Here is a 23334-nt window from a genome sequence, read left to right as displayed (position 1 = left end):
ATAAAATATTCACAGCATATAATCACCAAAAAAATTAAAGTTGTCCTTAATTGCATAAAAAAAGCGCTCTATTTCTAGAACACCTTCTTTCTATAAAAAATTAACAATTTTTACTCATTCAACATTTTCCAAAGCTTGTCTTTCAGATCCGTTAACCCTTGTTGTGCCACCGATGAAATAAATAAATATGGAATGCCTTTGAACTCTTTATCTAATTGAATTTTCAATTCTGCTTTGAGTTCATCATCGAGCATATCGCATTTTGAAATGACCAACAAACGTTCTTTATCCAGCATTTCTGGATTGTATTTTGTCAATTCGTTTACTAGAATATCATATTCGCCTTTAATGTCAGGCGTATCAACAGGAACCAAGAAAAGTAAAGTAGAATTTCTTTCGATATGTCGCAAGAAATAATGGCCAAGACCTTTTCCTTCGGCAGCACCTTCTATAATTCCCGGAATATCGGCAATTACAAAAGATTGAAAATCTCTGTAAGCAACAATTCCGAGATTGGGTTTTAAAGTGGTAAAAGGATAATCGGCAATTTTGGGTTTCGCTGAAGTCAAAACCGACAATAAAGTCGATTTTCCTGCATTTGGAAAACCTACCAAACCGACGTCTGCCAATACTTTAAGTTCCAGTATTACATCCAGTTCTACCCCTGGCAAACCAGGCTGGGCATATCTTGGTGTTTGATTGGTCGAACTTCTGAAATGCCAGTTCCCTAAACCTCCTTTTCCTCCTTGACAAAGAATTCTTTTTTCTCCATCTTCGGTAATTTCAAATAATGTTTCACCTGTTTCTTTGTCTTTTACCACAGTACCTAATGGCACTTCGATGTATTTATCTTCTCCATCAGCCCCCGTACTGCGGTCTCCACTTCCGTCCCCTCCGTAACCCCCTTTGATATGACGCGCAAATTTTAGGTGAAACAATGTCCAAAGAGCTTTGTTTCCAACCAAATAAACATGTCCTCCTCGGCCACCATCACCGCCATCTGGACCTCCATATTGAATAAACTTTTCTCTATGCAAATGCGTGGAGCCCTTTCCTCCTTTTCCAGAAGAAACAAATATTTTTACGTAATCTACAAAGTTACCTTCTGTCATTTTAATTTTAGATTTTAGATTTTAGATTTTAGATTCCAAAAAACTGAAATCTACAAACTGCCATCTGTTTTTAGTGGTCAGTCTTTTAGTGGTCAGCGCGCCACTGAATACTAAAAACTGAATACTGAACACTATTATTTTATGGCTTTCACCGACACTTTATCAATCTTCACCCCATCCATATCAAGGACTTCTAACTCAAATTTTTGCCAAATCAGTATTTCACCTTCTTTTGGTATATGCGATAATTCAGTCATTATTAAGCCACTAACCGTAGTAACTTCGTAATCATTTATTAATTCGTCTAACTCGAAATAGGTCAAGAAATCGTGCAATGAATAATGCCCATCAACCAACCAAGTTCCGTCTTCTCTTTCGACTAATTTAAAATCATCTTTATAAAAATCAGATGCGTCACCCACCAAGGCCTCTAAAATATCATTCAAAGTAATAATCCCCTGAAAAACGCCATATTCATCTGACACCAAAGCATAATGAATGCCAGTATTCTTGAACTGCTCCAAAGCCTTATAAGCCGTAGTTTGCTCCATCATAAAAGGAGCTTCGGTCATGATTTCAGGCAAATTGAAATTTTCATTCTCAAAATGAGCAAATATATTTTTTAAACTTACAACCCCTAAAATATCATCATGATTCTCTCCATAAACAGGATAAATAGAATGTAGCTCTTTAAGCATAAACTCTCTAACCTTTTCTTTATTGGAGTGCAAAGGCAAAATCATCACTGATTTTCGGTGAGTCATTAAAGAATTTATCTTTCGGTCACCGATATGAAAAACACGCTCTACGATATCCTGTTCGATTTCTTGAACTTCGCCCACTTCGGTTCCTTCTTTGATAATCGCTTTGATTTCCTCTTCGGTTACTTTACCGTCGGCTGTGGGTTTTATTTGCAAAATATCTAATAAAAACTCTGTCGAATGTGTCAACAACCAAATGAATGGAGCTGTAATAATTGAAACAATTTTCATTGGCAATGCTACAGCTTTCGCAATGGCTTCAGGATGATTCAACCCAATTCTTTTAGGCAACAATTCCCCTAAAACCAACGAAAAAAAAGTCAAAATCACTACAACTATTCCGACGCCAATTGATTCTGAAAAGGGCTTTAATATCTCAAAACTTCCCACAAAAGCTTGCACATCGTGGGTAATTTTTTCCCCTGAATAAATACCAGTAAGTATTCCGATTAGTGTAATCCCTATTTGAACCGTAGATAAGAACTTGTTAGGGGAATTAGCTAAATCTAATGCAATTTGTGCATTTTTACTCCCTTTTTTAGCCGCTGTTTCCAATCGATTTTTTCGAGCAGAAATCAATGCAATTTCGGACATTGAAAAAATTCCGTTCAGAATGATTAAAAAAAGAATTATTAGAATTTCCATTGGTATGTTTACTGTTTTTTTGTTTATAGCTAGTTGTTGAATTGGCAACAATCAACAACTAATCCATAAACTAAAACTTTTTTAAAAATGATCAATCACTTTGCTTAATCGCTCGGTAATTTCGGCAATTGAACCAATCCCATCTACAGGATAAAATTTATTTTGATTTTTGTAATACTCGATCAAAGGAGCAGTTTTTTCGTTGTATTCTTGGTAACGATGTCTGATTTTTTCTTCATCTTGATCATCAGATCTTCCACTTGTTTTTCCTCTTTCAAGTATACGTTGAACTAAGACTTCATCGTTTGCTTCAAGTGCAATAGTAGCCGTGATTTTCCAATTTTTCGAATCTAAAAAAGTGTCTAATTCAATCGCTTGGGCCAATGTTCTTGGAAAACCATCAAATAAAAATCCCGCAACATCAAGATTTTTATTTACCGTATCTTCCAACATTTTTATAGTAACTTCATCAGGTACCAAATCGCCTTTATCTATATATGTTTTGGCTAATTTCCCTAATGCTGTTTCGTTTTTAATATTAAATCTAAAAATATCTCCCGTAGAAAGATGCATCAAATTGTATTTTTCTTTTAAAAACTCGGCTTGAGTTCCTTTTCCCGCTCCTGGTTTCCCAAATAAAACTATGTTAATCATTATTAAATTGTATATGGTAGTTGTGTTATATTTTATTCTTTTAATTTATATACTTCAGGTAAATTTCTACCTAATCCGTCATAGTCCAATCCGAATCCAACAATAAATTTATTTGGGATTCTGATTCCAACATAGTCAATTTTGATGTCGTTTACTAAGGCTTCTGGCTTGAAGAAAAGCGTTGCGATCTTAAAGTGTTTTACATTTTGCTTCTTGAATAATTCTTTCAATGCCACCAAAGTGTTACCCGTATCCACAATATCTTCGATTACAACCACCGTTTTTCCGGTCAAATCTCTATCTAGTCCTATCAATTGTTTCACTTCATTAGTTGAAGTCATCCCTTCATAAGAAGCCATTTTTATAAAACTTACTTCACAAGGGGCTTTGTAATGTTTCATAAAATCAGAAACTACCATAAAAGCACCATTCAAAACACCAATGAAAATAGGCGTTTCATCGGCAAAATCATCTTCAACCGAGGCGGCTATTTTTGCAATAGCAAAGTCTATTTCTTGAGCTGAAATAAACGGAACAAATTGTTTATCGTGTAGTTGTATCACTTTTTTCAATTTAAAAATAATTTGCAAAGATAGGGATTTCAGCATTGACATTTGACAATTGATTTGTACTTTTAAATCAAATTTGCTAAAAATGCCATCGGATCTTCAAAAAAAATTACAATTAGTAACTGCCCATAGGGTCGTTAGAAATGAATTGGCAAGCGAAATTATCGAAAATCAAAGCCTTTTCAGTGAACTAATTGAGCTGTGTTTCCAATTTTCTAACAAAAGTGCGCCGAAAGCTTTTTGGATTTTAGAACTGATATGCTATGAAAAACTTGAATGGCTCGTTCCGCATTTGGATTTTTTTTGTTCCAATATTAAAAATTTAACACACGATAGCGCTATCCGTCCTGCTGCAAAAATAGGTTTGTTGCTGACTATTTCCCATTTCAAGAAAAAAGAAATTTCACTAACCGAAAATCAGTTGCAACAAATCACAGAAACCTGCTTTGACTGGCTGATCACGAATACAAAAGTCGCTTCAAAATGCTATTCCATTCGAGCTTTGCATCTGTTGGGCAATCATTTCAACTGGATTCATCCTGAATTGAAAGTTATTTTAGACAAAGATTACAACAACCATTCTGCAGCCTACAAAGCCGTTGGAAGAGAGATTTTAAAAAAAATTAACAAACAGAAATAATAAATATCCGTACCTTTGTAAAAACTATACGTATATGAACACTAAACTCACTTTATCGTTAGAAAAAAGCGTTATTGAAAATGCAAAAATCTATGCCAAAGGAACTGGTAGAAGTTTATCTGAAATGGTGGAAAATTATTTTAAAAGTTTGATGTCTAATTCAAATAATGATGCAAACAACGAGGATGAATTTGAATCTAGGATAAAAAAAATTACTGGCATTGTAAACTTACCTCCAGATTTTGATGAAAAGAAAGCTGTTCAAGACTATTTAGAAGAAAAATATTTAAAATGAAAAATGTTTTCTTAGACACCAATGTTTTAATGGATATTTTGGCAAATAGACAACCTTTTTATAAATCATCTTCAGCCATTTACAAACTTGGTTTGAGTAAAAAAGTACTGTTTTACACTTCTTCAAACACAATATCTACCCTACATTATCTATTGAAAAAATTTATCCAAGAAGATAAAATTAGAATGGCTTTAGATGAAATAACTAATGCAATCACAATCATTCCTGTAGATATTACTATTATTAAAAAAAGCCTCAAATCCAGTCATAAAGATTTCGAAGACGCCATTCAAATTACCGCAGCACAGTCAATAAACACAATGGATTGTATCATAACAAGAGATTTGAAAGATTTTAAATTTTCAGAAATCAACGTTTTCACTCCAGACGAATTTTTAAACACAATAACTAAATGACACTAGCGAAGCGACTGCATTTAACCGTTAATAAACAATAACTAAAACAAATGAATTATTTCTCTTCCCATTTTAAATTAGGAATCCTCGGTGGCGGACAATTGGGCAAAATGCTGTTATTTGATACCAGAAAATTTGATATTCAAACTTATGTGTTAGACCCAAGCGACGAAGCCCCTTGCAAAATAGCTTGTAATAAATTCTTTCAAGGCAGTTTGACCGATTTCGATACCGTTTATAATTTTGGTAAGCAAGTTGATGTTTTAACCTTCGAAATTGAATTGGTCAATCTTGAAGCCTTAGAAAAATTAGAAAGTGAAGGATTAAAAGTATTTCCTTCGCCAAAAACCTTGAGACTCATACAAAACAAAGGAATTCAGAAAGAATTCTATGCCAAAAATAACATTCCAACAGCTCCTTTTGAAAAATTTTCGAATCTAGACAATCTAAAGTCTAAAATCAGTAATCTAAATTTACCGTTTGTATGGAAATGCACTGAGTTTGGCTACGACGGCAATGGGGTAAAAATCATAAGAACTATTGAGGACATAGATACTTTGCCTAATGTAGAATGTATTTCGGAAGCAATGATTCCTTTCAAAAATGAATTATCGGTAATCGTTTGTCGAAATCCGTCTGGCGAAATTAGAACCTATCCTGTGGTCGAAATGGAATTTCATCCTGAAGCCAACCAAGTAGAATATGTGATTTGTCCTGCTCGAATCGACGAAAAAGTGGCAGCCAAAGCAAGAGCCATTGCATTGAATGTTTCCGAAAAATTCAACCACGTTGGCCTTCTTGCAGTAGAAATGTTCCAAACACAAGACGATGAAATCTTGGTAAACGAAGTAGCCCCTCGCCCACACAATTCGGGTCATCATACCATCGAAGCCAGTTATACTTCGCAATTTGAGAATCATTTGCGCGCGGTATTAGATCTGCCACTAGGCAATACTGATAGTAAAGTGGCTGGAATTATGGTCAATTTAGTCGGCGCAGAAGGTTTTTCAGGAAATGTAGTTTATGAAAATATAGAAAAAATAATGGCAATAGATGGCGTAACCCCACACATTTACGGCAAGAAAGAAACAAGACCTTTCCGCAAAATGGGACACGTAACTATTGTTAACGAAAATATGGCCGAAGCAAGACGCATCGCTGCCGATGTAAAAAAGATGATTAGGGTAATTAGTAATAAATAATCAAACACAGACCAAATGAGCAAAGTAGCAGTAATAATGGGAAGCATATCCGATATGCCCGTAATGCAAGAAGCCATCGACATCCTAAAAGGATTTGATATAGAAACCGAAGTCGATATTGTTTCGGCGCACCGTACACCTGAAAAATTGTTCGATTTTAGTAAAAACGCCCACACTCGCGGGATTTCGGTGATTATTGCTGGAGCTGGTGGCGCGGCACATTTACCGGGAATGGTAGCTTCAATGTCACCACTTCCCGTAATTGGAGTTCCTGTAAAATCAAGCAATTCTATTGATGGTTGGGATTCTGTATTATCGATTTTACAAATGCCAGGTGGTGTTCCCGTTGCGACTGTTGCCTTAAACGGATCAAAAAATGCTGGAATCTTAGCAGCACAAATCATCGGGACTTCGGACAAATGTGTTTTAGACAAAATCATCTTATATAAAGAAGGCTTGAAAGCAGCAGTTAACAAAGCCGCCGAAGGATTAAAAAAATAGGAATTCAATTTCTGTGTAAATCTTTAATAAAATAAATTAAAAATCTTTGCGCCTTTGCGTCTTAGCGGTTAAAAAAAATGAAAATACTTACTGAACATTTCGATACCAAACACAATACTGCACCATTTTCGCAGATAAAACTAGACGATTACAAACCTGCTTTTATCGAAAATATCGCTGCTGCAAAAGCCGAAATTGATACCATAATTAATAATCCTGAAGCTCCAACATTCGAAAATACCATCGAATCACTTGAGTTTTCCGGTAATGCTTTAGATCGATTATCTTCAATTTTCTTCAATTTAAATTCGGCGGAAACTTGCGAAGAAATGCAAAAAATCGCTCAGGAAATTTCGCCTTTATTGACGGAATTTAGCAACGATATTACTCTAAACGAAGATTTATTCAAAAGAATAAAAGTCGTTTACGAACAAAAAAACAACCTGAAATTATCACCGGAACAAGCCACCTTATTGGACAAAAAATTCAAAAGTTTCTCCAGAAATGGCGCTTTACTTTCGGAAGATAAAAAATCGAAACTACGTGAAATCGACACGGAATTAGCAAAACTAAAATTGACATACGGCGAAAATGTTTTAGCCGAAACCAACGCCTATCAATTGCATATTACGAACGAAAGTGATTTAAAAGGACTTCCAGAAGGAACCGTTGAAGCCGCAAAATCATTGGCAAAAAGCAAAGAGTTAGAAGGTTGGATTTTTACTTTGGATTTCCCAAGTTATATTCCGTTTGTAACTTATGCCGACAATCGCGAATTGCGAAAGGAAATCGCAATAGCCGCAGGTAAAAAAGCATTCCAAAACAACGAATTCGACAATCAAGAAATCACTTTGAAGATTGCCAAACTACGTTTTGAAAGAGCTAATTTATTAGGTTATGCAACCCACTCTCATTTTGTTCTCGAAGAAAGAATGGCGCAAAATCCTGATAAAGTAAAATCCTTTTTGAATGATTTATTGGCCAAAGCAAAACCTGCAGCGCAAAGAGAATTTGCTGAATTGACCGCTTTCGCCAAAGAACTGGACGGAATTGAACAACTCGAAAAATGGGATGGCACCTATTATTCAGAGAAATTGAAACAAAAATTATTCAATTTGGATGATGAAAAACTGAAACCCTATTTTCAATTGGAGAAAGTTCTCGAGGGAGCTTTTACCATTGCTAATAAATTATTCGGATTGACTTTTACAGAAATTTTCGACATTGATAAATACCACGAAGAAGTAACTACTTATGAAGTCAAAGACGAATTTGGCGAACTCGTTGCTATTTTTTACGCCGATTTCTTCCCAAGAAAAGGGAAACGAAATGGTGCTTGGATGACTTCTTTCAAATCACAATCTATAAAAGACGGCATCAACGAAAGACCACATATTTCGAATGTTTGCAACTTTACAAAACCTACAGAAACCAAACCTTCACTATTAACTTTCAACGAAGTAACAACTTTATTCCACGAATTTGGTCACGGATTACACGGAATGTTGGCCAACACCACTTACCCAAGTTTATCTGGAACATCGGTTTATTGGGATTTTGTGGAATTGCCAAGCCAGGTAATGGAAAACTGGTGCTACGAGCCAGAAGCTTTGGCTTTGTTTGCCAAACACTATGAAACTGGGGAAATTATTCCACAAGAATTTGTCGAAAAAATCAAGGAAAGTGCCAGTTTTCAGGAAGGAATGGCCACTTTGCGTCAATTGAGTTTTGGATTATTGGATATGGCTTTCCATAGCAACGATCCAACCGAAATCACCAACGTAAAAGCATTTGAAAAAACCGCTTTTGAAGGCACAATCTTATACCCAGACGTCGCCGATAACTGTATGTCGGTATCTTTCTCTCATATTTTTCAAGGAGGCTATTCATCGGGATATTACAGCTACAAATGGGCCGAAGTTCTCGATGCTGATGCTTTTGCTTATTTCCAAGAAAAAGGCATTTTCAATAAAGAAGTGGCTACAAAATTTAAAGACAACGTCCTTTCAAAAGGCGGAACGGAACTTCCTATGGAATTGTACAAACGCTTTAGAGGACAAGAGCCAAAACCAGATGCTTTGTTGAAGAGAGCGGGGTTGATATAAAAAGATTGCAGATTGCAGATTTTAGAATCCAGATTTAAACCGAAGCAACACTACTTCGGTTTTTTTTTAATTCCACTTTAAAGAAAATAAATCTTTCGCTACATTTGGCAAAACAAGCATCAGAATGGATATCACCGCAATAAAAAAATACATCAAACTACATAGCAATCCCAATTCAAGAAGTAACGCAAATTATGTATATCCCATAATTACGGAATACTCTTCGACTAAATTTGAATTTGAATGCGAAGGAAGTTATGGTGACTACATCATAAAAATAGACATAGAAAACAATAACATTAGCACTTCTTGCACTTGTCCATACAAAAACAGTTACTCGGGTATTTGCAAACACGTCATTGCCTCATTAAAGATAATTATAGAAGATTATAATGGTGCGATGCCCACTGTAGTGCCGGACAAGGATCTAAAAGCGTATACTTTATTCGAAGAACTTCCTTTTGAAAAAGCCAACAATAGCGAAAATAACAAACTCAAAACCAACCAAACCAAACTGATAAATGGTGTTATTACATTAAACACCATTAATAATTGGAAAGTATCACCTAGATACCGAGGTTATGGTTATGATGATTACAAAATAGTAGCCGCATCTCAAACCGAAGTAACCACAAAAAACTCTGGATGGACATCCTGCCAACAAACATTTAAGTACGACCCCGAAACCGAAATTTTAGAATTTGAATGTAGTTGCACCAAAACAAAAAAATCCTGCGAACACATTAGCAAAGCTTTAGAAGAAATAAATAATGTATTTGGCGAAAATTTGTTTGCTACAGATTATTATGAAGAAAACATAAAATTCGCCATAGCAAAATATGGCTTCACAATTGATGATGATTATGATAGTATTTTTAGTTTTAAAATCAGTCCAAAAGGATTTGAAACTAAGATAAAAGCCAAAAACATTACAACCGATTCCAGAGATTACTCCAAAATATTCAAAACTGCAGAAGTAGAAACAATAATAAACCTACCAGCAGGGGTAAACAAAGATGACGATTTTGGCTTAGGGGTTTGTTTTGAATTTGAAAGAAAAAAATTCCAAGAATTGATACTTTTTCAAGCCAAATACAACAAGACCAGAACCGATTTTTCTTCCTCAATTACCAGAATAAACACCTATAACTTAGAAGACACTTTGATGGTTTACAGCTCTGCTCAAGAGCAAAGTTTGATTGTAAAAACGATGCAAATCAACACCGCAGTGTCCAAATTTAAATCTTCTAGAGATGTAAATTATTTAAAAAAAGCTATTGATGCAAACAAAGAACTTTTAGCCATTTTACAAGAAAAATTCAGCTATACCTATGATAGCAGCAAAACTTTGGTTTGCAAAAACTTAACCCCTTGTAGCTATGACAGCAAAACAATAAAGTTGTTTTTTACGATAAATGAAACGGCTCATTTCTACACACTAAAAGCTAAAGTTTCTCTAAACGACAAGAACTACAATTTAGACGCTGCTGCAATTCAAATTACCCCTTTATACATTTTTGTTGATAATGTAATTGTACCCATCAACGATGCCAAACTTTCGATATATCTTAACCATTTTAGCAATTATGCAGAGATTAATTATCTAAAAAAAGACACCCCTGATTTTTTTGAAAAAATAGTAAAACCAATATCCGAAAAATTTGAAATTCAAACGGAAATTTTCAAAAAAAGCAAAGCTAAAATAGAGGAATCAGCTATTGAAAAACACGTTTACATTACCGATTTTGAAGGACAATATATAGTTTTCAAACCTGCTGTTCAATATCCAAATCAATTAATTCCGGTATTTTCTAATGAAATACTTGTCGAAGAGTTAAATAAGGACGAAGCCAATAAAAACATTTTATTCCAAGAACGAAATCAGTCTTTTGAGGATAACTTCATAGAGGAATTTCGAGGGTTGCATCCCGCCTTTGCCGAGCAGGACGAATTCTTTTTCCTTACACCCGATCAACTGATGGAAAACTATTGGATGATTCACGCCACCGATAGAATGCACCAACAGGAAATGAAGGTTTTTGGAGCCAATAATTTGAAATCATTCAAGTTCAATTTGAACAAGGCTGTTATCAAAGTCAATTTAAAGTCGGATATAGATTGGTTTGACATCGAAATCGACATCAGTTTTGGCAATCAAAAAGCAGGATTGAAGGAACTCCAAAAAGCTTTTTTAAAGAAAAGCAATTATGTTGCACTTGGCGATGGAACACTTGGAATACTGCCAGAAGATTGGATGAAGAAATTCTCTAATTATTTTAAAGTTGGAGAAATCAAGAAAGACGGTATAAAAATTTCAAATTATCAATTCGGAATTATCGACGAATTATTTGAAGAGATTGAGAAAAAACCGCCATTTCTAGTCGAATTATTAGAAAAAAAGAAACGCTTACAAAACATCTCCAATATAGAAGAAATCGCCATACCCAAAGGCATCAAAGCCAAATTAAGAGAATATCAGCATCACGGATTGAATTGGTTGGCATTTTTAGACAAATACCAACTCGGGGGCTGCTTGGCAGATGATATGGGATTGGGGAAAACATTGCAAGCCATCACGTTCTTGCAGTATTTGAAACTAAAAGACAAAAAATGTTTGCCTTCGTTAATTATTGCACCCACATCTTTAATTTTTAACTGGAAAAACGAAATTGCTAAATTTTGCCCAACCTTAAAGATGCTCGTATTTGTTGGCGGAAATCGTATGGAAAACAAAGACGATTTCTCTAAATACGACCTAATTATCTCTACATATGGCTCCTTGTTGAATGATGTGGAATTTATGAAAGATTTCAAATTCAATTACATTATTTTAGATGAAAGTCAGGCGATAAAAAACCCCAATTCAAAACGTTATAAAGCCGTTCGCTTATTGAAGTCTTATAATCGTTTGGTGCTGACCGGGACTCCTATCGAGAACAATACTTTCGATTTGTATGCTCAAATGAACTTTATCAATCCTGGTTTATTAGGTAATATGACACATTTCAAAACCCAATTTTCAGATGCAATTGACAAAGAAAAAAACCACGAAGCCTCCTATTTGTTGAGTAAAATGATTGCTCCTTTCTTACTTCGAAGAACCAAAGAACAAGTAGCAAAAGAACTTCCAGAGAAAACCGAAAGCATTATATACTGCGAAATGGGCAACGAACAACGCAAGGTCTATGATAGTTTCAAAAACAAATATCGAGACTACCTCATCAATAAAATTGACGAAAACGGAGTAGAAAACGCCCAAATGTACATTTTGGAAGGATTGACTAAACTGCGACAAATTTGCAATTCGCCTGCCTTAATTTCGGATGAGGAAGACTACGGAAATCAATCCGTCAAACTGGATTTGTTACTTGAAAACATCAAAGAAAAAACAGGGAATCATAAAATATTGGTGTTTTCACAGTTCGTAAAAATGCTACAACTCATCAAAACTCGATTAGACGAAGAGCAAATTTACTACGAATACCTTGACGGACAAACGACTAACAGAGAAGATAAAGTAAATAATTTTCAAAACAATAAAGATGTTCGAGTGTTTTTGATAAGCCTGAAAGCAGGAGGAACAGGACTTAATTTAACCGAAGCCGATTACGTATTCTTGGTGGATCCTTGGTGGAATCCCGCCGTTGAAAACCAAGCCATTGATCGCTGCTACCGCATTGGACAAAAGCAAAAAGTAATGGCGTACCGAATGATTTGCAAAGACACTATCGAGGAAAAAATTACATTATTACAAGGCAAAAAGAAAGCAGTTGCCACTAGTATTATAGCAGTTGATGAAGAGAAAAAATCGTTTGATGTGGATCAAGTGAAATCATTTTTTTCTTAAAATAAAGCAGTTAAAAATACCAAAAGATGATACGGAGTGACCACAATGACAGATCAACTGCAATATGAAACTCCGTTCGGATTATTAGGAAAGGTATTTGATGTTTTATTTTTAAAAAAGCATTTTACAAAATTCCTTCTCAATAGAAATCAGGCACTGAAATCATTTTCCGAGCACTAAATCTTCAAAAACTCCCTGAAATTTTCTTTGTTCACCACTAAAAAATTAGCTTGGTAGGCTTCTTGAAACGACTTTGGTAGTTTCACCTTTTTAACTGACGACCATTTGAATTCAAATGCAGTAACGGAATCTGCTTCAATTTCAATATAGTCTATTTCTTGTTGTTGTGTAGTGCGCCAAAAATAAGGCCTCGCCACACTTTGAGCATAAGACAAGACTTTCATTCGCTCGGAAATCATAAAGTTTTCCCATAAAGCCCCTTTGTCCTGCCTAAATTCCAAGTTATTAAAATTTCCAATAATCATATTTCGCAAGCCATTGTCGTAGAAATAAATTTTCTTGTTGGCTTTAATCTCGTTACGAAGGTTTTTACTAAAACTATTCAACTTGAAAATCACAAAGCTTTTTTCGAGCAAATCAATGTAATTGTTAACCGTGTTTTTATCCACACCCACCAATTGAGCAATTTCATTATAACTCACTTCATTACCAATTTGCATCGCCAATGCTTGGAGGATTTTCCCTAAAACATCAGATTTTCTGATGCCCGTCAGTGCCAAAATATCTTTGTATAAATAACTCGAAACCAAATTTTTAAGTATCTCATATTCGTTACCAAAATTATTGATCACATCAGGATACATTCCATACAACATTCGTAATTCCAGTTGTTGCTGTGCTTTGATGTAGCCCACATTGTTCTCGAATTCATTCCACGAAATCGGAAACAATTGGTATTCAAATTTACGACCAGTCAACGGCTCTTGTGTTAGGTTATTACTATCTAATGCCGAAGAGCCACTCACAATTACTTGAACATCCTTAATTTGATCGACGATAATTTTCAACTTTAAACCAATATTTGGAATGCGTTGTACTTCATCAATAAAAACATATTTATAATTGCCAATAATACTTTTCAAAGTCTCAGTGTTGGCATTCGATAAAGTTTCGGCTACGGTATTATCATCTCCATCAAGAAATAAGTAAACGGTGTTTTCTAATAATGCAGTTATCAAGGTTGTTTTTCCAACTTGACGCGGCCCTATAAGAATAATTACTTTGCCTTTGTGTAATTTATTCTTTAAATTGGATGTTAAATCTCTAAAAATCATCTTTTTGAATTTTTACAAATATAAAAAAAATATTTTATATTCACCAATTTTATATGCTATTTGGTGAATATATTCACTAGTTTTATATATTAATTGGCGAATACATTCACCAGTATTGGATAAATTAAAGAACTTCAAGTAAAAGCCACCACACAACAGGAATACTTTCTACCCAAAAAGAAGTGTAATATTTAGACCTTTTTTCATTGGCAAAAGCCAAGGCAACAGCAATAGCAAAAGTCAATAGCAAAGACAAAAATTGATTATTGTTATTGCTATTGAAAAGTTCCAATAGACCAAAAACTGTCAACAAGACGTAACCCAATGTTCTAGTCTTCTTCACTCCTATTTGCTGTGGCACTGTTTGCAAATGAGGGTCGTCTTTCGCCAAATCGATGATTTCGAAAATTAATATCAGGACAAAAATTATAATAAATCGCTGAAGGCATTGAAGATAAAAATCAACACTAAAATCAATTTCAGCATTCAAAACAGGCAGCACAACGGTTACTCCTACCCAACACAAGGCCACAAAGTAAATTTTGACTCCTGCCCAATTTCGAGTATTTTTTTTACTCGGAAAAAAAGGAAGTGCATACAATAAGGTCAAAACCAAAACAACAATGGAGCTTATTTGAGTAATTCTCTGCAGCTGAAAAAAATAAAATCCAACCAACAAAAAAGAAAAAATACTAAATGCTGTAATTGCTTTTAGTTTCGGTCGGATTTTTGCCTCTTTTTTTTCCAATAAGGCTACATATTTTACAAAATTATAACCGACAATGGTGCCGAAAAAAGCAAAATATGTTGTAATAAAATCTTTAGAAATGTTGAAGTGCAGCTGACTTACCTTTACTAAACAAAAACAAGACAATGCCACGTGAATACTACCATCTAAATAAAAATCGAATATTTTTCTGAAAATCTTCATTCCACAAAAATAACAAAACTGTTAACAAGACCTGAATTTAGTTGAAAAATTCCTAAAAATCAATGGCTTGAGAACCTGTTTTTTTGATAATTATCCATAAATTTGCGGCTCAAAAAAACAACACTATTTATTTTTTTACATGAAAACAGATGCTTTTGCTTTAAGACACATTGGCCCAAGAGAAACTGACTTGCAACATATGCTAAAAACCATCGGAGTTGAGTCTATCGAACGACTTGTTTACGAAACACTTCCGGATGATATTCTCCTAAAAACCCCACTCGTTTTAGACCTAGCTATGACCGAATACGAATATGCTAATCATATCGCTGAGTTGGGAAGCAAAAATAAAGTTTTTAAATCGTACATTGGTTTAGGATACAATCAAGCGATTGTTCCTGCGGTGATTCAAAGAAATATTTTTGAAAATCCAGGTTGGTATACTGCTTACACCCCTTACCAAGCTGAAATTGCTCAAGGTCGTTTAGAAGCTATTTTAAATTTCCAAACGATGGTAATTGAATTGACCGGAATGGAAATTGCCAACGCGTCCTTACTTGACGAAGGTACCGCTGCTGCAGAAGCAATGGCATTACTTTTTGACGTTCGTTCCCGTGACCAAAAGAAAAACAACGTCAATAAATTCTTTGTCTCAGAAGAATTATTACCTCAAACCCTATCTGTTCTAGAAACTCGTTCTACACCAATTGGCGTTGAATTGGTTGTTGGTAACCATGAAACTTTCGATTTTTCGACTGATTTTTTTGGAGCCATTCTACAATACCCTGGTAAACACGGTCAAGTTTACGACTATACTGATTTTATCGCTAAAGCTAATCAAAACGAAATAAAAGTAGCTGTAGCTGCTGATATTTTAAGTTTAACAACCTTGACCCCTCCAGGAGAAATGGGAGCTGCAGTAGTAGTTGGTACTACGCAACGTTTTGGAATTCCTCTAGGTTATGGTGGTCCGCACGCTGCCTATTTTGCTACGAAGGAAGATTTCAAAAGAAGTATGCCTGGCAGAATCATTGGCGTAACAATAGATACTGATGGAAACCGTGCACTTCGAATGGCTTTACAAACCAGAGAACAGCACATCAAACGTGATAAAGCAACTTCAAATATCTGTACTGCCCAAGTTTTATTGTCAGTTATGGCGGGAATGTACGCTGTTTTTCACGGGCCAGAAGGATTGAAATACATAGCCAATAAAATTCATTCCTTAGCGGCAACGTTGTCGAATGAATTAGAAAAAATAGGCTACCAGCAAATCAATACTGCATTTTTCGACACCATTGCGGTAAAAGCCGATGCCAAAAAAGTAAAGGCCATTGCAGAACAAAATCAAGTCAACTTTTATTATGTAGACGAAAATACGGTTTCTATCTCGTTGAATGAAACTACAAGCATAGCCGACATCAATACTATTCTTTTCGTTTTTGCTTCCGCAAACGGAACGAAAGTGAGTACTATCGAAACAGTAACAGAAGTAAGTCACTTTCCTGAACATTTAGCGAGAACATCAGCATTTTTGCAACACGATGTTTTCAATAAACATCATTCAGAAACTGATTTGATGCGCTATATCAAAAAATTAGAACGCAAAGATTTGTCTTTAAATCATTCTATGATTTCGTTGGGTTCTTGCACGATGAAATTGAATGCTGCGGCAGAAATGTTACCCTTAAGCAATGCCAATTGGAATAACATTCACCCTTTTGCTCCTTTGCATCAGGCGCAAGGGTATCAAGAAATGTTGTCTAAATTAGAACAACAATTGAATGTCATTACAGGTTTTGCCGGCACAACTTTGCAACCCAATTCTGGCGCTCAAGGTGAATACGCAGGTTTGATGGTGATTCGAGCCTATCATCAATCTCGTGGAGACCATCACAGAAATGTGGCTCTTATTCCTTCGTCGGCTCACGGAACCAATCCAGCTTCGGCAGCAATGGCGGGAATGAAAGTAATCGTAACCAAAACATTAGAAAACGGAAATATAGACGTAGAAGATTTACGTGAAAAAGCTATTGAGCACAAAGATGATTTGTCTTGTTTGATGGTCACTTACCCTTCTACTCACGGTGTTTTTGAAAGCGCAATTTGCGAAATTACAAAAATCATCCACGACAACGGAGGGCAAGTTTATATGGATGGTGCCAATATGAATGCGCAAGTTGGTTTGACCAATCCTGCAACCATTGGCGCTGACGTTTGTCACTTGAATCTACACAAAACTTTCGCTATTCCTCACGGTGGCGGTGGACCAGGAGTTGGACCAATTTGTGTAGCCGAACATTTAGTTCCGTTCTTACCAACCAATCCAATCATTCCAACTGGTGGCGAAAACGCTATTACAGCCATTTCAGCTGCTCCTTGGGGCTCTGCTTTAGTTTGTTTGATTTCCTATGGTTATATCTCAATGCTTGGAGCAGATGGATTGAAAGAATCTACAGAGCACGCCATCTTGAACGCTAATTATATCAAAGAAAAATTAAACGGGCATTACGAAACCCTATATTCTGGAGAAATGGGCCGCGCGGCGCACGAAATGATTTTGGAATGTCGTCCCTTCAAACAAAAAGGAATCGAAGTTACGGATATCGCAAAACGTTTGATGGATTATGGTTTTCACGCGCCAACAGTTTCTTTCCCAGTGGCAGGAACTTTGATGATCGAACCCACTGAAAGCGAAAACCTAGAAGAATTAGACCGTTTTTGTGACGCTATGATTTCTATTAGAAAAGAAATTGAAGCTTCTACATTAGAAGACAAAAACAATGTTTTGAAAAATTCTCCACATACATTAGCGATGCTTACAGCAGATGTTTGGAACTTTCCATACACAAGAGAACAAGCTGCTTTCCCATTAGAATATATAGCAGAAAATAAATTCTGGCCAACTGTCCGCAGAGCTGACGATGCTTATGGCGACAGAAACTTGGTTTGCAGTTGTGCTCCAATTGAAGCTTATATGGAAAGTTAGATTCTAAAAACTACTATCCGGATTATAGTTAAAGGTTTTAAGTTTGTATAACTTGAAACCTTTTTCAATTAAAATAATTAGTATTTTTGTACTAAATAATTCAATGTCATGAAAACTTTAATCATTCATACAGAAGACGATAAAATCCAAATCATTAAGGATTTTTTGGACTCGATAAAAGTAAAATTCGAAACAAAAACTATTTCAAACGAAGAAGAACACCTGTACGACCCCGAATTTGTTGCTAAAATCGAAAGAAGCAGACAACAACTTAAAGAAGGAAATGTAACAAGGATTAAGATGGAAGATTTATGGAAATAGATTACACTGCTGAAGCCAAATCTGACTGTCGTTTTGGATGAAATCAGGCAATAAATCTATTCAAAAGAAAATCAATCTACTATTATTTTCCATTCAAGAAACCCCCTATTCTGGCATCGGAAAACCTGAAGCTTTAAAGCACAGACTGTCTGGTTTATGGAGCAGACGAATTGACAAAGAACATAGATTAGTGTATGAAATTGATGAAGAATTAAATACTATCATAGTCCATTCACTAAGAGGACACTATTAAAATGAACGACATCCAATCCCGAGAAGATTTACACGTATTGATGAGTGAATTCTACAAGAAATTACTCGCCGACAATAGAATAAATTATCTTTTTACCAACGTAGCCAAAATAGATTTAAAACCTCATTTATGGGAACTGGTCGATTTTTGGGAACAAATGCTTTTTGACAGAGGCAACTATCGCAAAAATGTATTGCAGCTGCATACCGACCTCAACCAAAAATCTAAACTTTCTGGTGCACATTTTGATATTTGGCTTAACTATTTCAATTTGACCATTGATGAAAACTTCGCAGGTCAAATTGCCGAAAACATGAAAACCAGAGCCTTGAGTATCGCGACTGTAATGAAAATAAAAATGTGATATTTACACACTTTTTAATGCTAAATAGTTTGCTATTCGTTAAAAATAGAAATTATTTGATAATTATATGCATGCATAGTATATTTTATCTGAATTTCTCATTTTTTATCTATAATTTAGCATCTTATTATTTATTTATTTCCAATGAAAATTAAAATATCAGGTGTTGGGAGTTATATTCCCGAGCTAAAAGTAGCCAATTCTGATTTTGGCCAACACACATTTTTGAATGAAGACGGCAGTCCTTTTGGATATCCAAATGAAGTGGTGATCGGAAAATTTAAAGGTATTACAGGAATCGAACAAAGGCGCTATGCCAATCCAGATCAAAGTGCTTCAGATTTAGCCTTTTTAGCTTCAGAAAAAGCTATTAAAAATGCCGGTATCGATGCAGAAACCATAGACTATATCATTTTTGCTCATAATTTTGGCGATGTAAAAGCTGGAACTATTCAATCGGATATCATTCCAAGTTTGGCAACCCGAGTTAAACATAAATTGCAAATAAAAAATCCAAAATGCGTAGCTTACGACATTCTCTTTGGATGTCCGGGCTGGGTAGAAGGTGTTCTTCAAGCCAATGCTTTTATCCTTTCGGGCATGGCAAAACGTTGCTTAGTCATTGGCGCCGAAACCCTTTCGAGAGTGGTCGATGATCATGACAGAGATTCTATGATCTACTCCGACGGTGCTGGAGCAACAATCGTCGAAGCGTCTGACGATGAAACAGGAATGCTGTCCTACGAAAGCGCCACCTTTGCTAATGAGGAAGCTGGCTATTTATTTTTCGGAAAATCATACAATCCTGATTTAGACCCCGACATTAAATACATTAAAATGTTTGGTCGAAAAATTTATGAATTCGCTTTAAGTAATGTTCCAGCTGCGATGAAAAGTTGTCTTGACAAAAGCGGCGTTGCAATTGATGAAGTGAAAAAAATCCTTATTCACCAAGCCAACGAAAAAATGGACGAAGCTATTATTCATCGTTTTTACAAATTATACGGCAAAACACCTCCAAAGGATATAATGCCAATGAGTATTCACGATTTAGGAAATAGTAGTGTAGCTACGGTTCCTACACTTTATGATCTTATTTTACAAGGCAAATTAGAAAACCACGAAATCAATAAGGGAGATATTATCATTTTTGCATCGGTTGGAGCAGGAATGAATGTGAACGCCTTTGTTTATCGATATTAAAAAGTTTAGCGCTTATGGTTTATAGTTTCCTTACAACTATAAACCATAAACTACAAACTACAAACAACAGTTTATGTACGAAAAAACATTCCCCAATAAAAGATTCAAACACACTTTAGAATTTTTACAAAAACACATTACCACATCGGAAACCATTTTCGACTTAGGAGTTCCAAACCCTTTTTCTAAAATAATGATTGAAAACGGATTCACCGTAAAAAACACAACTGGTGAAGATATCGACAACAATCAATCAGCATTACAAAATGAAAGCTATACTGTTTTTACCGCTTTCGAAATTTTCGAACATTTATTGAATCCGTTTACTGTTTTAGAAAATGTAAAATGTGATAAATTACTCATTTCTATCCCCTTGCGATTGTGGTTTTCATCCGCTTATCGCAGCAAAACCGACATGTGGGACAGACATTACCACGAATTTGAAGATTGGCAATTGGATTGGCTTTTAGAAAAAACGGGTTGGAAAATTATGGATAGAGAAAAATTCACACATCCGGTAAAAAAGATTGGTTTTAGACCTTTGTTACGATATTTCACTCCGAGGTATTATATTGTTTATGCAGAAAAAATAAAGATTTAAGATTGCAGATTAACGATTTTTGATTTCTGATTTTCTTATTAGACGCGAGCTAATCTGAAATCTGAAATCTGAAATCTAAAATTCTTAAAATGAAATACTACATCGTCATTCCATCTTATAACGAAGAAGCACTCATCCCCTTGACCTTGCAATCTTTGATTTCGCAAACTGTTTTGCCTTCAAAAATTGTGGTGGTTAATGATAATTCAACCGACAAAACTGCCGAAGTAGTTTTGGCTTTCGCCAAAGAAAATCCCTATATTTCTTTGGTCAACAAAACTTCAGAAAACATCCATTTACCGGGAAGCAAGGTCATTCAAGCCTTCCAGAAAGGATTCGAAACATTGGATAACGATTACGACATCATTGTAAAACTGGATGCCGATTTGATTTTTCCCGCGAATTATTTCGAAACCGTCATCAAACATTTTCAATCGGATTCCAAAATTGGAATGGCTGGTGGGTTTTGTTATATCGAAAAAAATGGGGATTGGGTTCTAGAAAATCTCACAGACAAAGATCATATTCGAGGCGCACTCAAAGCGTACCGAAAAGAATGTTTTAAACAAATTGGAGGATTGAAACCCGCAATGGGTTGGGACACGGTTGACGAATTGCTTTGCAAATTCTACAATTGGAAAGTGGTTACCGACGAAAGTTTGCACGTAAAACACCTTAAACCAACGGGAGCTAATTACAACAAAACCGCTCGATACAAACAAGGCGAAGCTTTTTACACCTTGGGCTATGGATTTTGGATTACCGCCATTGCGTCGGCTAAATTGTCGATGATGAAGAAAAAACCTTTCTTATTTTTGGATTATATCAAAGGTTTTTGGTTGGCAAAATCAGCAAAAAAAACGATGTTGGTCAATCCTGAACAAGCCAAATTCATTAGAAACTATCGTTTGAAGAAAATGAAAGAGAAATTGTTTTAATATTTCGTCTTCCTGAAATTAAAAACAAAATCTATAATTCCAACAAAATACAGTATTTTTGCGTAGTTGTATTCTTGACTGAATATGGCTCATTGTAACCTGAACATACAACAAATGATGCTTCTTCGCTATTTATCACAAATTGGAAAATACTTCTTAATGTGGAAAGAAATTTTCAGCAAACAGACGAAATGGTCTGTTATGAAAGGACTTATCTTCAAAGAAATAGACGATTTAATCATTGGCTCCCTTGGCATTGTAGCTTTCATTTCCTTCTTTGTTGGAGGTGTGGTTGCCATCCAAACAGCATTGAATTTGAATAACCCCTTGATTCCAAAAAACCTTATCGGTTATGCAACAAGGGAATCCGTGATTTTGGAATTTGCCCCTACTTTTATTTCAGTAATTATGGCAGGTAAAATGGGTTCATTTATTACCTCTAGCATTGGCTCTATGCGTGTTACAGAGCAAATTGATGCCTTAGAAGTTATGGGAGTAAACTCCTTAAACTATCTTGTTTTCCCTAAGCTAATTGCCATTTTATTGTATCCTTTTGTCATAGGAATTAGTATGTTTTTAGGCGTTTTTGGAGGTTATGTAGCTGCTGTTTATGGAGGATTTGGAGATAGCACCGATTTTGTTGAAGGTTTACAAATCAATTTTATACCTTTTCACATCACCTATGCTTTTATTAAAACATTTATTTTTGGACTATTACTTGCTTCAATTCCCTCATTTCACGGCTATTATATGAAAGGTGGCGCACTTGAAGTTGGAAAAGCGAGTACAGTTGCCTTTGTTTGGACATCGGTCATGATTATTTTGGTCAATTATATTCTAACACAATTACTTTTAGCCTAATGATAGAAATAAAAAATATCGAAAAATCATTTGGTGATACCAAAATTCTGAAAGGAGTTTCGACGGTTTTCGAAGCTGGAAAAACAAATTTGATCATAGGTCAAAGTGGTTCAGGGAAAACAGTATTGTTAAAATCATTACTCGGAATTCACACACCTGAAGTTGGAACCATTTCTTTTGACGGTCGAATTTATTCTACACTTAACTCTGATGAAAAACGAGAGTTAAGAACCGAAATTGGTATGCTTTTTCAGGGAAGTGCACTTTTTGATTCGATGACCGTATCCGAAAATGTAGCATTCCCTTTGCGAATGTTTACCAATGACGACAAACATAAAATTCAGGATCGTGTAGATTTTGTTTTAAATAGAGTAGCACTAGTCAATGCGCATCATAAATTACCTTCTGAAATTTCGGGTGGAATGCAAAAGCGTGTTGCCATTGCGCGCGCCATCGTAAACAATCCTAAATATCTTTTTTGCGACGAGCCCAATTCAGGACTTGATCCAAATACAGCGACCTTGATTGATAATCTTATCAAAGAGATTACCGAAGAATACAATATTACTACCGTCATCAACACCCACGACATGAACTCCGTAATGGAGATTGGAGAGAATATTTTATTTCTTAAAAACGGACTTAAAGCTTGGGAAGGTACAAAAGAAGATATTTTCAGAACAGATAATGAAGCTGTAGTTGACTTTGTTTATTCTTCAAATTTGTTCAAAAAAGTTAGAGAAGCTTATTTAAAGGAATAAAAAAAGTTCTATCTAAATATTCAGATAGAACCCGTTTTTAAATTTGCGTAATCTTTTATACGAACTGAAT

Annotated in this window: 22 protein-coding genes; 16 read left to right on the top strand and 6 right to left on the bottom strand. The window is 35.3% G+C overall.

The window, feature by feature from the left end:
* Nucleotides 1-110: 110 nt before the first annotated feature.
* The 4 genes from obgE to hpt all read right to left on the bottom strand — a co-directional run bounded on the left by obgE (nt 111) and on the right by hpt (nt 3735).
* Nucleotides 111-1112: a GTPase ObgE gene (gene obgE, locus ACIQ1E_RS03265; protein WP_396168653.1), complete on the bottom strand. Its 1002-nt coding sequence runs from the start codon at nt 1110-1112 to the stop codon at nt 111-113.
* 134 nt (nt 1113-1246) lie between these two features.
* A complete protein-coding gene (locus ACIQ1E_RS03260; protein WP_396168651.1) occupies nt 1247-2518 on the bottom strand; it encodes a hemolysin family protein in 1272 nt (423 codons plus the stop codon).
* Between the two features lie 81 nt (nt 2519-2599).
* Nucleotides 2600-3172 (bottom strand): adenylate kinase, encoded by a 573-nt coding sequence (locus ACIQ1E_RS03255; RefSeq protein WP_396168649.1) that lies wholly within the window; start codon nt 3170-3172, stop codon nt 2600-2602.
* Nucleotides 3173-3204: 32 nt separating this feature from the next.
* Nucleotides 3205-3735, bottom strand: a complete 531-nt coding sequence (gene hpt / locus ACIQ1E_RS03250) for a hypoxanthine phosphoribosyltransferase (RefSeq protein WP_396168647.1) — start codon at nt 3733-3735, stop codon at nt 3205-3207.
* Between the two features lie 91 nt (nt 3736-3826).
* Here hpt and ACIQ1E_RS03245 point away from each other — a divergent pair, with 91 nt between their 5' ends.
* From ACIQ1E_RS03245 to ACIQ1E_RS03215, 7 genes are all read left to right on the top strand, one after another.
* The gene (locus ACIQ1E_RS03245; protein ID WP_396168645.1) at nt 3827-4381 is read left to right on the top strand and encodes a hypothetical protein; all 555 of its coding nucleotides are present in this window, start codon (nt 3827-3829) and stop codon (nt 4379-4381) included.
* A 34-nt stretch (nt 4382-4415) separates the two neighbouring features.
* Entirely contained in the window at nt 4416-4676 is a 261-nt protein-coding gene (locus tag ACIQ1E_RS03240) for a DUF6364 family protein (protein ID WP_396168643.1), read from the top strand.
* Nucleotides 4673-5092, top strand: coding sequence for a type II toxin-antitoxin system VapC family toxin (locus ACIQ1E_RS03235; protein ID WP_396168641.1), 420 nt, complete (start codon nt 4673-4675; stop codon nt 5090-5092). The genes ACIQ1E_RS03240 and ACIQ1E_RS03235 overlap by 4 nt, the downstream gene beginning before the upstream one ends.
* 50 nt (nt 5093-5142) lie before the next feature.
* Nucleotides 5143-6294, top strand: a complete 1152-nt coding sequence (locus ACIQ1E_RS03230) for a 5-(carboxyamino)imidazole ribonucleotide synthase (RefSeq protein ID WP_396168639.1) — start codon at nt 5143-5145, stop codon at nt 6292-6294.
* Nucleotides 6295-6309: 15 nt separating this feature from the next.
* Nucleotides 6310-6795, top strand: coding sequence for a 5-(carboxyamino)imidazole ribonucleotide mutase (gene purE / locus ACIQ1E_RS03225; RefSeq protein WP_396168637.1), 486 nt, complete (start codon nt 6310-6312; stop codon nt 6793-6795).
* A gap of 77 nt (nt 6796-6872) precedes the next feature.
* A complete protein-coding gene (locus ACIQ1E_RS03220) occupies nt 6873-8900 on the top strand; it encodes a M3 family metallopeptidase (protein WP_396168635.1) in 2028 nt (675 codons plus the stop codon).
* Nucleotides 8901-9024: 124 nt separating this feature from the next.
* Complete coding sequence (locus ACIQ1E_RS03215; protein ID WP_396168633.1) at nt 9025-12747, top strand: SNF2-related protein; 3723 nt, start codon at nt 9025-9027, stop codon at nt 12745-12747.
* A 176-nt stretch (nt 12748-12923) separates the two neighbouring features.
* On the opposite strand, the gene ACIQ1E_RS03210 is transcribed toward ACIQ1E_RS03215, so the two are convergent.
* Nucleotides 12924-14042 (bottom strand): ATP-binding protein, encoded by a 1119-nt coding sequence (locus tag ACIQ1E_RS03210; protein ID WP_396168631.1) that lies wholly within the window; start codon nt 14040-14042, stop codon nt 12924-12926.
* 124 nt (nt 14043-14166) lie between these two features.
* Nucleotides 14167-14973 (bottom strand): hypothetical protein, encoded by an 807-nt coding sequence (locus tag ACIQ1E_RS03205; RefSeq protein WP_396168629.1) that lies wholly within the window; start codon nt 14971-14973, stop codon nt 14167-14169.
* A gap of 139 nt (nt 14974-15112) precedes the next feature.
* Here ACIQ1E_RS03205 and gcvP point away from each other — a divergent pair, with 139 nt between their 5' ends.
* The 9 genes from gcvP (at nt 15113) to ACIQ1E_RS03160 (ending at nt 23264) form a co-directional block, all read left to right on the top strand.
* Nucleotides 15113-17962 (top strand): aminomethyl-transferring glycine dehydrogenase, encoded by a 2850-nt coding sequence (gene gcvP, locus ACIQ1E_RS03200; RefSeq protein WP_396168627.1) that lies wholly within the window; start codon nt 15113-15115, stop codon nt 17960-17962.
* Nucleotides 17963-18070: 108 nt separating this feature from the next.
* Nucleotides 18071-18283, top strand: a complete 213-nt coding sequence (locus tag ACIQ1E_RS03195; protein WP_396168625.1) for a DUF2683 family protein — start codon at nt 18071-18073, stop codon at nt 18281-18283.
* Between the two features lie 37 nt (nt 18284-18320).
* Nucleotides 18321-18536: a Txe/YoeB family addiction module toxin gene (locus ACIQ1E_RS03190; RefSeq protein ID WP_396168623.1), complete on the top strand. Its 216-nt coding sequence runs from the start codon at nt 18321-18323 to the stop codon at nt 18534-18536.
* Nucleotide 18537: 1 nt separating this feature from the next.
* Nucleotides 18538-18900: a group III truncated hemoglobin gene (locus tag ACIQ1E_RS03185; RefSeq protein ID WP_396168621.1), complete on the top strand. Its 363-nt coding sequence runs from the start codon at nt 18538-18540 to the stop codon at nt 18898-18900.
* 144 nt (nt 18901-19044) lie between these two features.
* Complete coding sequence (locus ACIQ1E_RS03180; protein WP_396168619.1) at nt 19045-20103, top strand: 3-oxoacyl-ACP synthase III family protein; 1059 nt, start codon at nt 19045-19047, stop codon at nt 20101-20103.
* Nucleotides 20104-20176: 73 nt separating this feature from the next.
* On the top strand, nt 20177-20704 hold the full coding sequence (locus ACIQ1E_RS03175; protein WP_396168617.1) for a methyltransferase: 528 nt from the start codon (nt 20177-20179) through the stop codon (nt 20702-20704).
* 89 nt (nt 20705-20793) lie between these two features.
* Complete coding sequence (locus ACIQ1E_RS03170) at nt 20794-21642, top strand: glycosyltransferase family 2 protein (protein ID WP_396168615.1); 849 nt, start codon at nt 20794-20796, stop codon at nt 21640-21642.
* A 114-nt stretch (nt 21643-21756) separates the two neighbouring features.
* A complete protein-coding gene (locus ACIQ1E_RS03165) occupies nt 21757-22503 on the top strand; it encodes an MlaE family ABC transporter permease (RefSeq protein ID WP_396168676.1) in 747 nt (248 codons plus the stop codon).
* Nucleotides 22503-23264 (top strand): ABC transporter ATP-binding protein, encoded by a 762-nt coding sequence (locus tag ACIQ1E_RS03160; protein ID WP_396168614.1) that lies wholly within the window; start codon nt 22503-22505, stop codon nt 23262-23264. Before ACIQ1E_RS03165 ends, ACIQ1E_RS03160 begins: the two co-directional genes overlap by 1 nt.
* Nucleotides 23265-23334: the final 70 nt, after the last annotated feature.

Source organism: Flavobacterium sp., from assembly GCF_044348915.1.
Classification (GTDB): Bacteria; Bacteroidota; Bacteroidia; order Flavobacteriales; family Flavobacteriaceae; genus Flavobacterium.
The sequence above is the reverse complement of the archived record's forward strand: the minus strand, read 5'-3'. Positions and strand labels throughout refer to the sequence as shown.

Bases quoted from the DNA above. Each gene is read 5' to 3' on its own strand.
- obgE (WP_396168653.1), bottom strand. From the start codon at position 1,112: ATGACAGAAGGTAACTTTGTAGATTACGTAAAAATATTTGTTTCTTCT.
- ACIQ1E_RS03260 (WP_396168651.1), bottom strand. From the start codon at position 2,518: ATGGAAATTCTAATAATTCTTTTTTTAATCATTCTGAACGGAATTTTT.
- ACIQ1E_RS03255 (WP_396168649.1), bottom strand. From the start codon at position 3,172: ATGATTAACATAGTTTTATTTGGGAAACCAGGAGCGGGAAAAGGAACT.
- ACIQ1E_RS03245 (WP_396168645.1), top strand. From the start codon at position 3,827: ATGCCATCGGATCTTCAAAAAAAATTACAATTAGTAACTGCCCATAGG.
- ACIQ1E_RS03240 (WP_396168643.1), top strand. From the start codon at position 4,416: ATGAACACTAAACTCACTTTATCGTTAGAAAAAAGCGTTATTGAAAAT.
- ACIQ1E_RS03235 (WP_396168641.1), top strand. From the start codon at position 4,673: ATGAAAAATGTTTTCTTAGACACCAATGTTTTAATGGATATTTTGGCA.
- ACIQ1E_RS03230 (WP_396168639.1), top strand. From the start codon at position 5,143: ATGAATTATTTCTCTTCCCATTTTAAATTAGGAATCCTCGGTGGCGGA.
- purE (WP_396168637.1), top strand. From the start codon at position 6,310: ATGAGCAAAGTAGCAGTAATAATGGGAAGCATATCCGATATGCCCGTA.
- ACIQ1E_RS03220 (WP_396168635.1), top strand. From the start codon at position 6,873: ATGAAAATACTTACTGAACATTTCGATACCAAACACAATACTGCACCA.
- ACIQ1E_RS03215 (WP_396168633.1), top strand. From the start codon at position 9,025: ATGGATATCACCGCAATAAAAAAATACATCAAACTACATAGCAATCCC.
- ACIQ1E_RS03210 (WP_396168631.1), bottom strand. From the start codon at position 14,042: ATGATTTTTAGAGATTTAACATCCAATTTAAAGAATAAATTACACAAA.
- ACIQ1E_RS03205 (WP_396168629.1), bottom strand. From the start codon at position 14,973: ATGAAGATTTTCAGAAAAATATTCGATTTTTATTTAGATGGTAGTATT.
- gcvP (WP_396168627.1), top strand. From the start codon at position 15,113: ATGAAAACAGATGCTTTTGCTTTAAGACACATTGGCCCAAGAGAAACT.
- ACIQ1E_RS03195 (WP_396168625.1), top strand. From the start codon at position 18,071: ATGAAAACTTTAATCATTCATACAGAAGACGATAAAATCCAAATCATT.
- ACIQ1E_RS03190 (WP_396168623.1), top strand. From the start codon at position 18,321: ATGAAATCAGGCAATAAATCTATTCAAAAGAAAATCAATCTACTATTA.
- ACIQ1E_RS03185 (WP_396168621.1), top strand. From the start codon at position 18,538: ATGAACGACATCCAATCCCGAGAAGATTTACACGTATTGATGAGTGAA.
- ACIQ1E_RS03180 (WP_396168619.1), top strand. From the start codon at position 19,045: ATGAAAATTAAAATATCAGGTGTTGGGAGTTATATTCCCGAGCTAAAA.
- ACIQ1E_RS03175 (WP_396168617.1), top strand. From the start codon at position 20,177: ATGTACGAAAAAACATTCCCCAATAAAAGATTCAAACACACTTTAGAA.
- ACIQ1E_RS03170 (WP_396168615.1), top strand. From the start codon at position 20,794: ATGAAATACTACATCGTCATTCCATCTTATAACGAAGAAGCACTCATC.
- ACIQ1E_RS03165 (WP_396168676.1), top strand. From the start codon at position 21,757: ATGATGCTTCTTCGCTATTTATCACAAATTGGAAAATACTTCTTAATG.
- ACIQ1E_RS03160 (WP_396168614.1), top strand. From the start codon at position 22,503: ATGATAGAAATAAAAAATATCGAAAAATCATTTGGTGATACCAAAATT.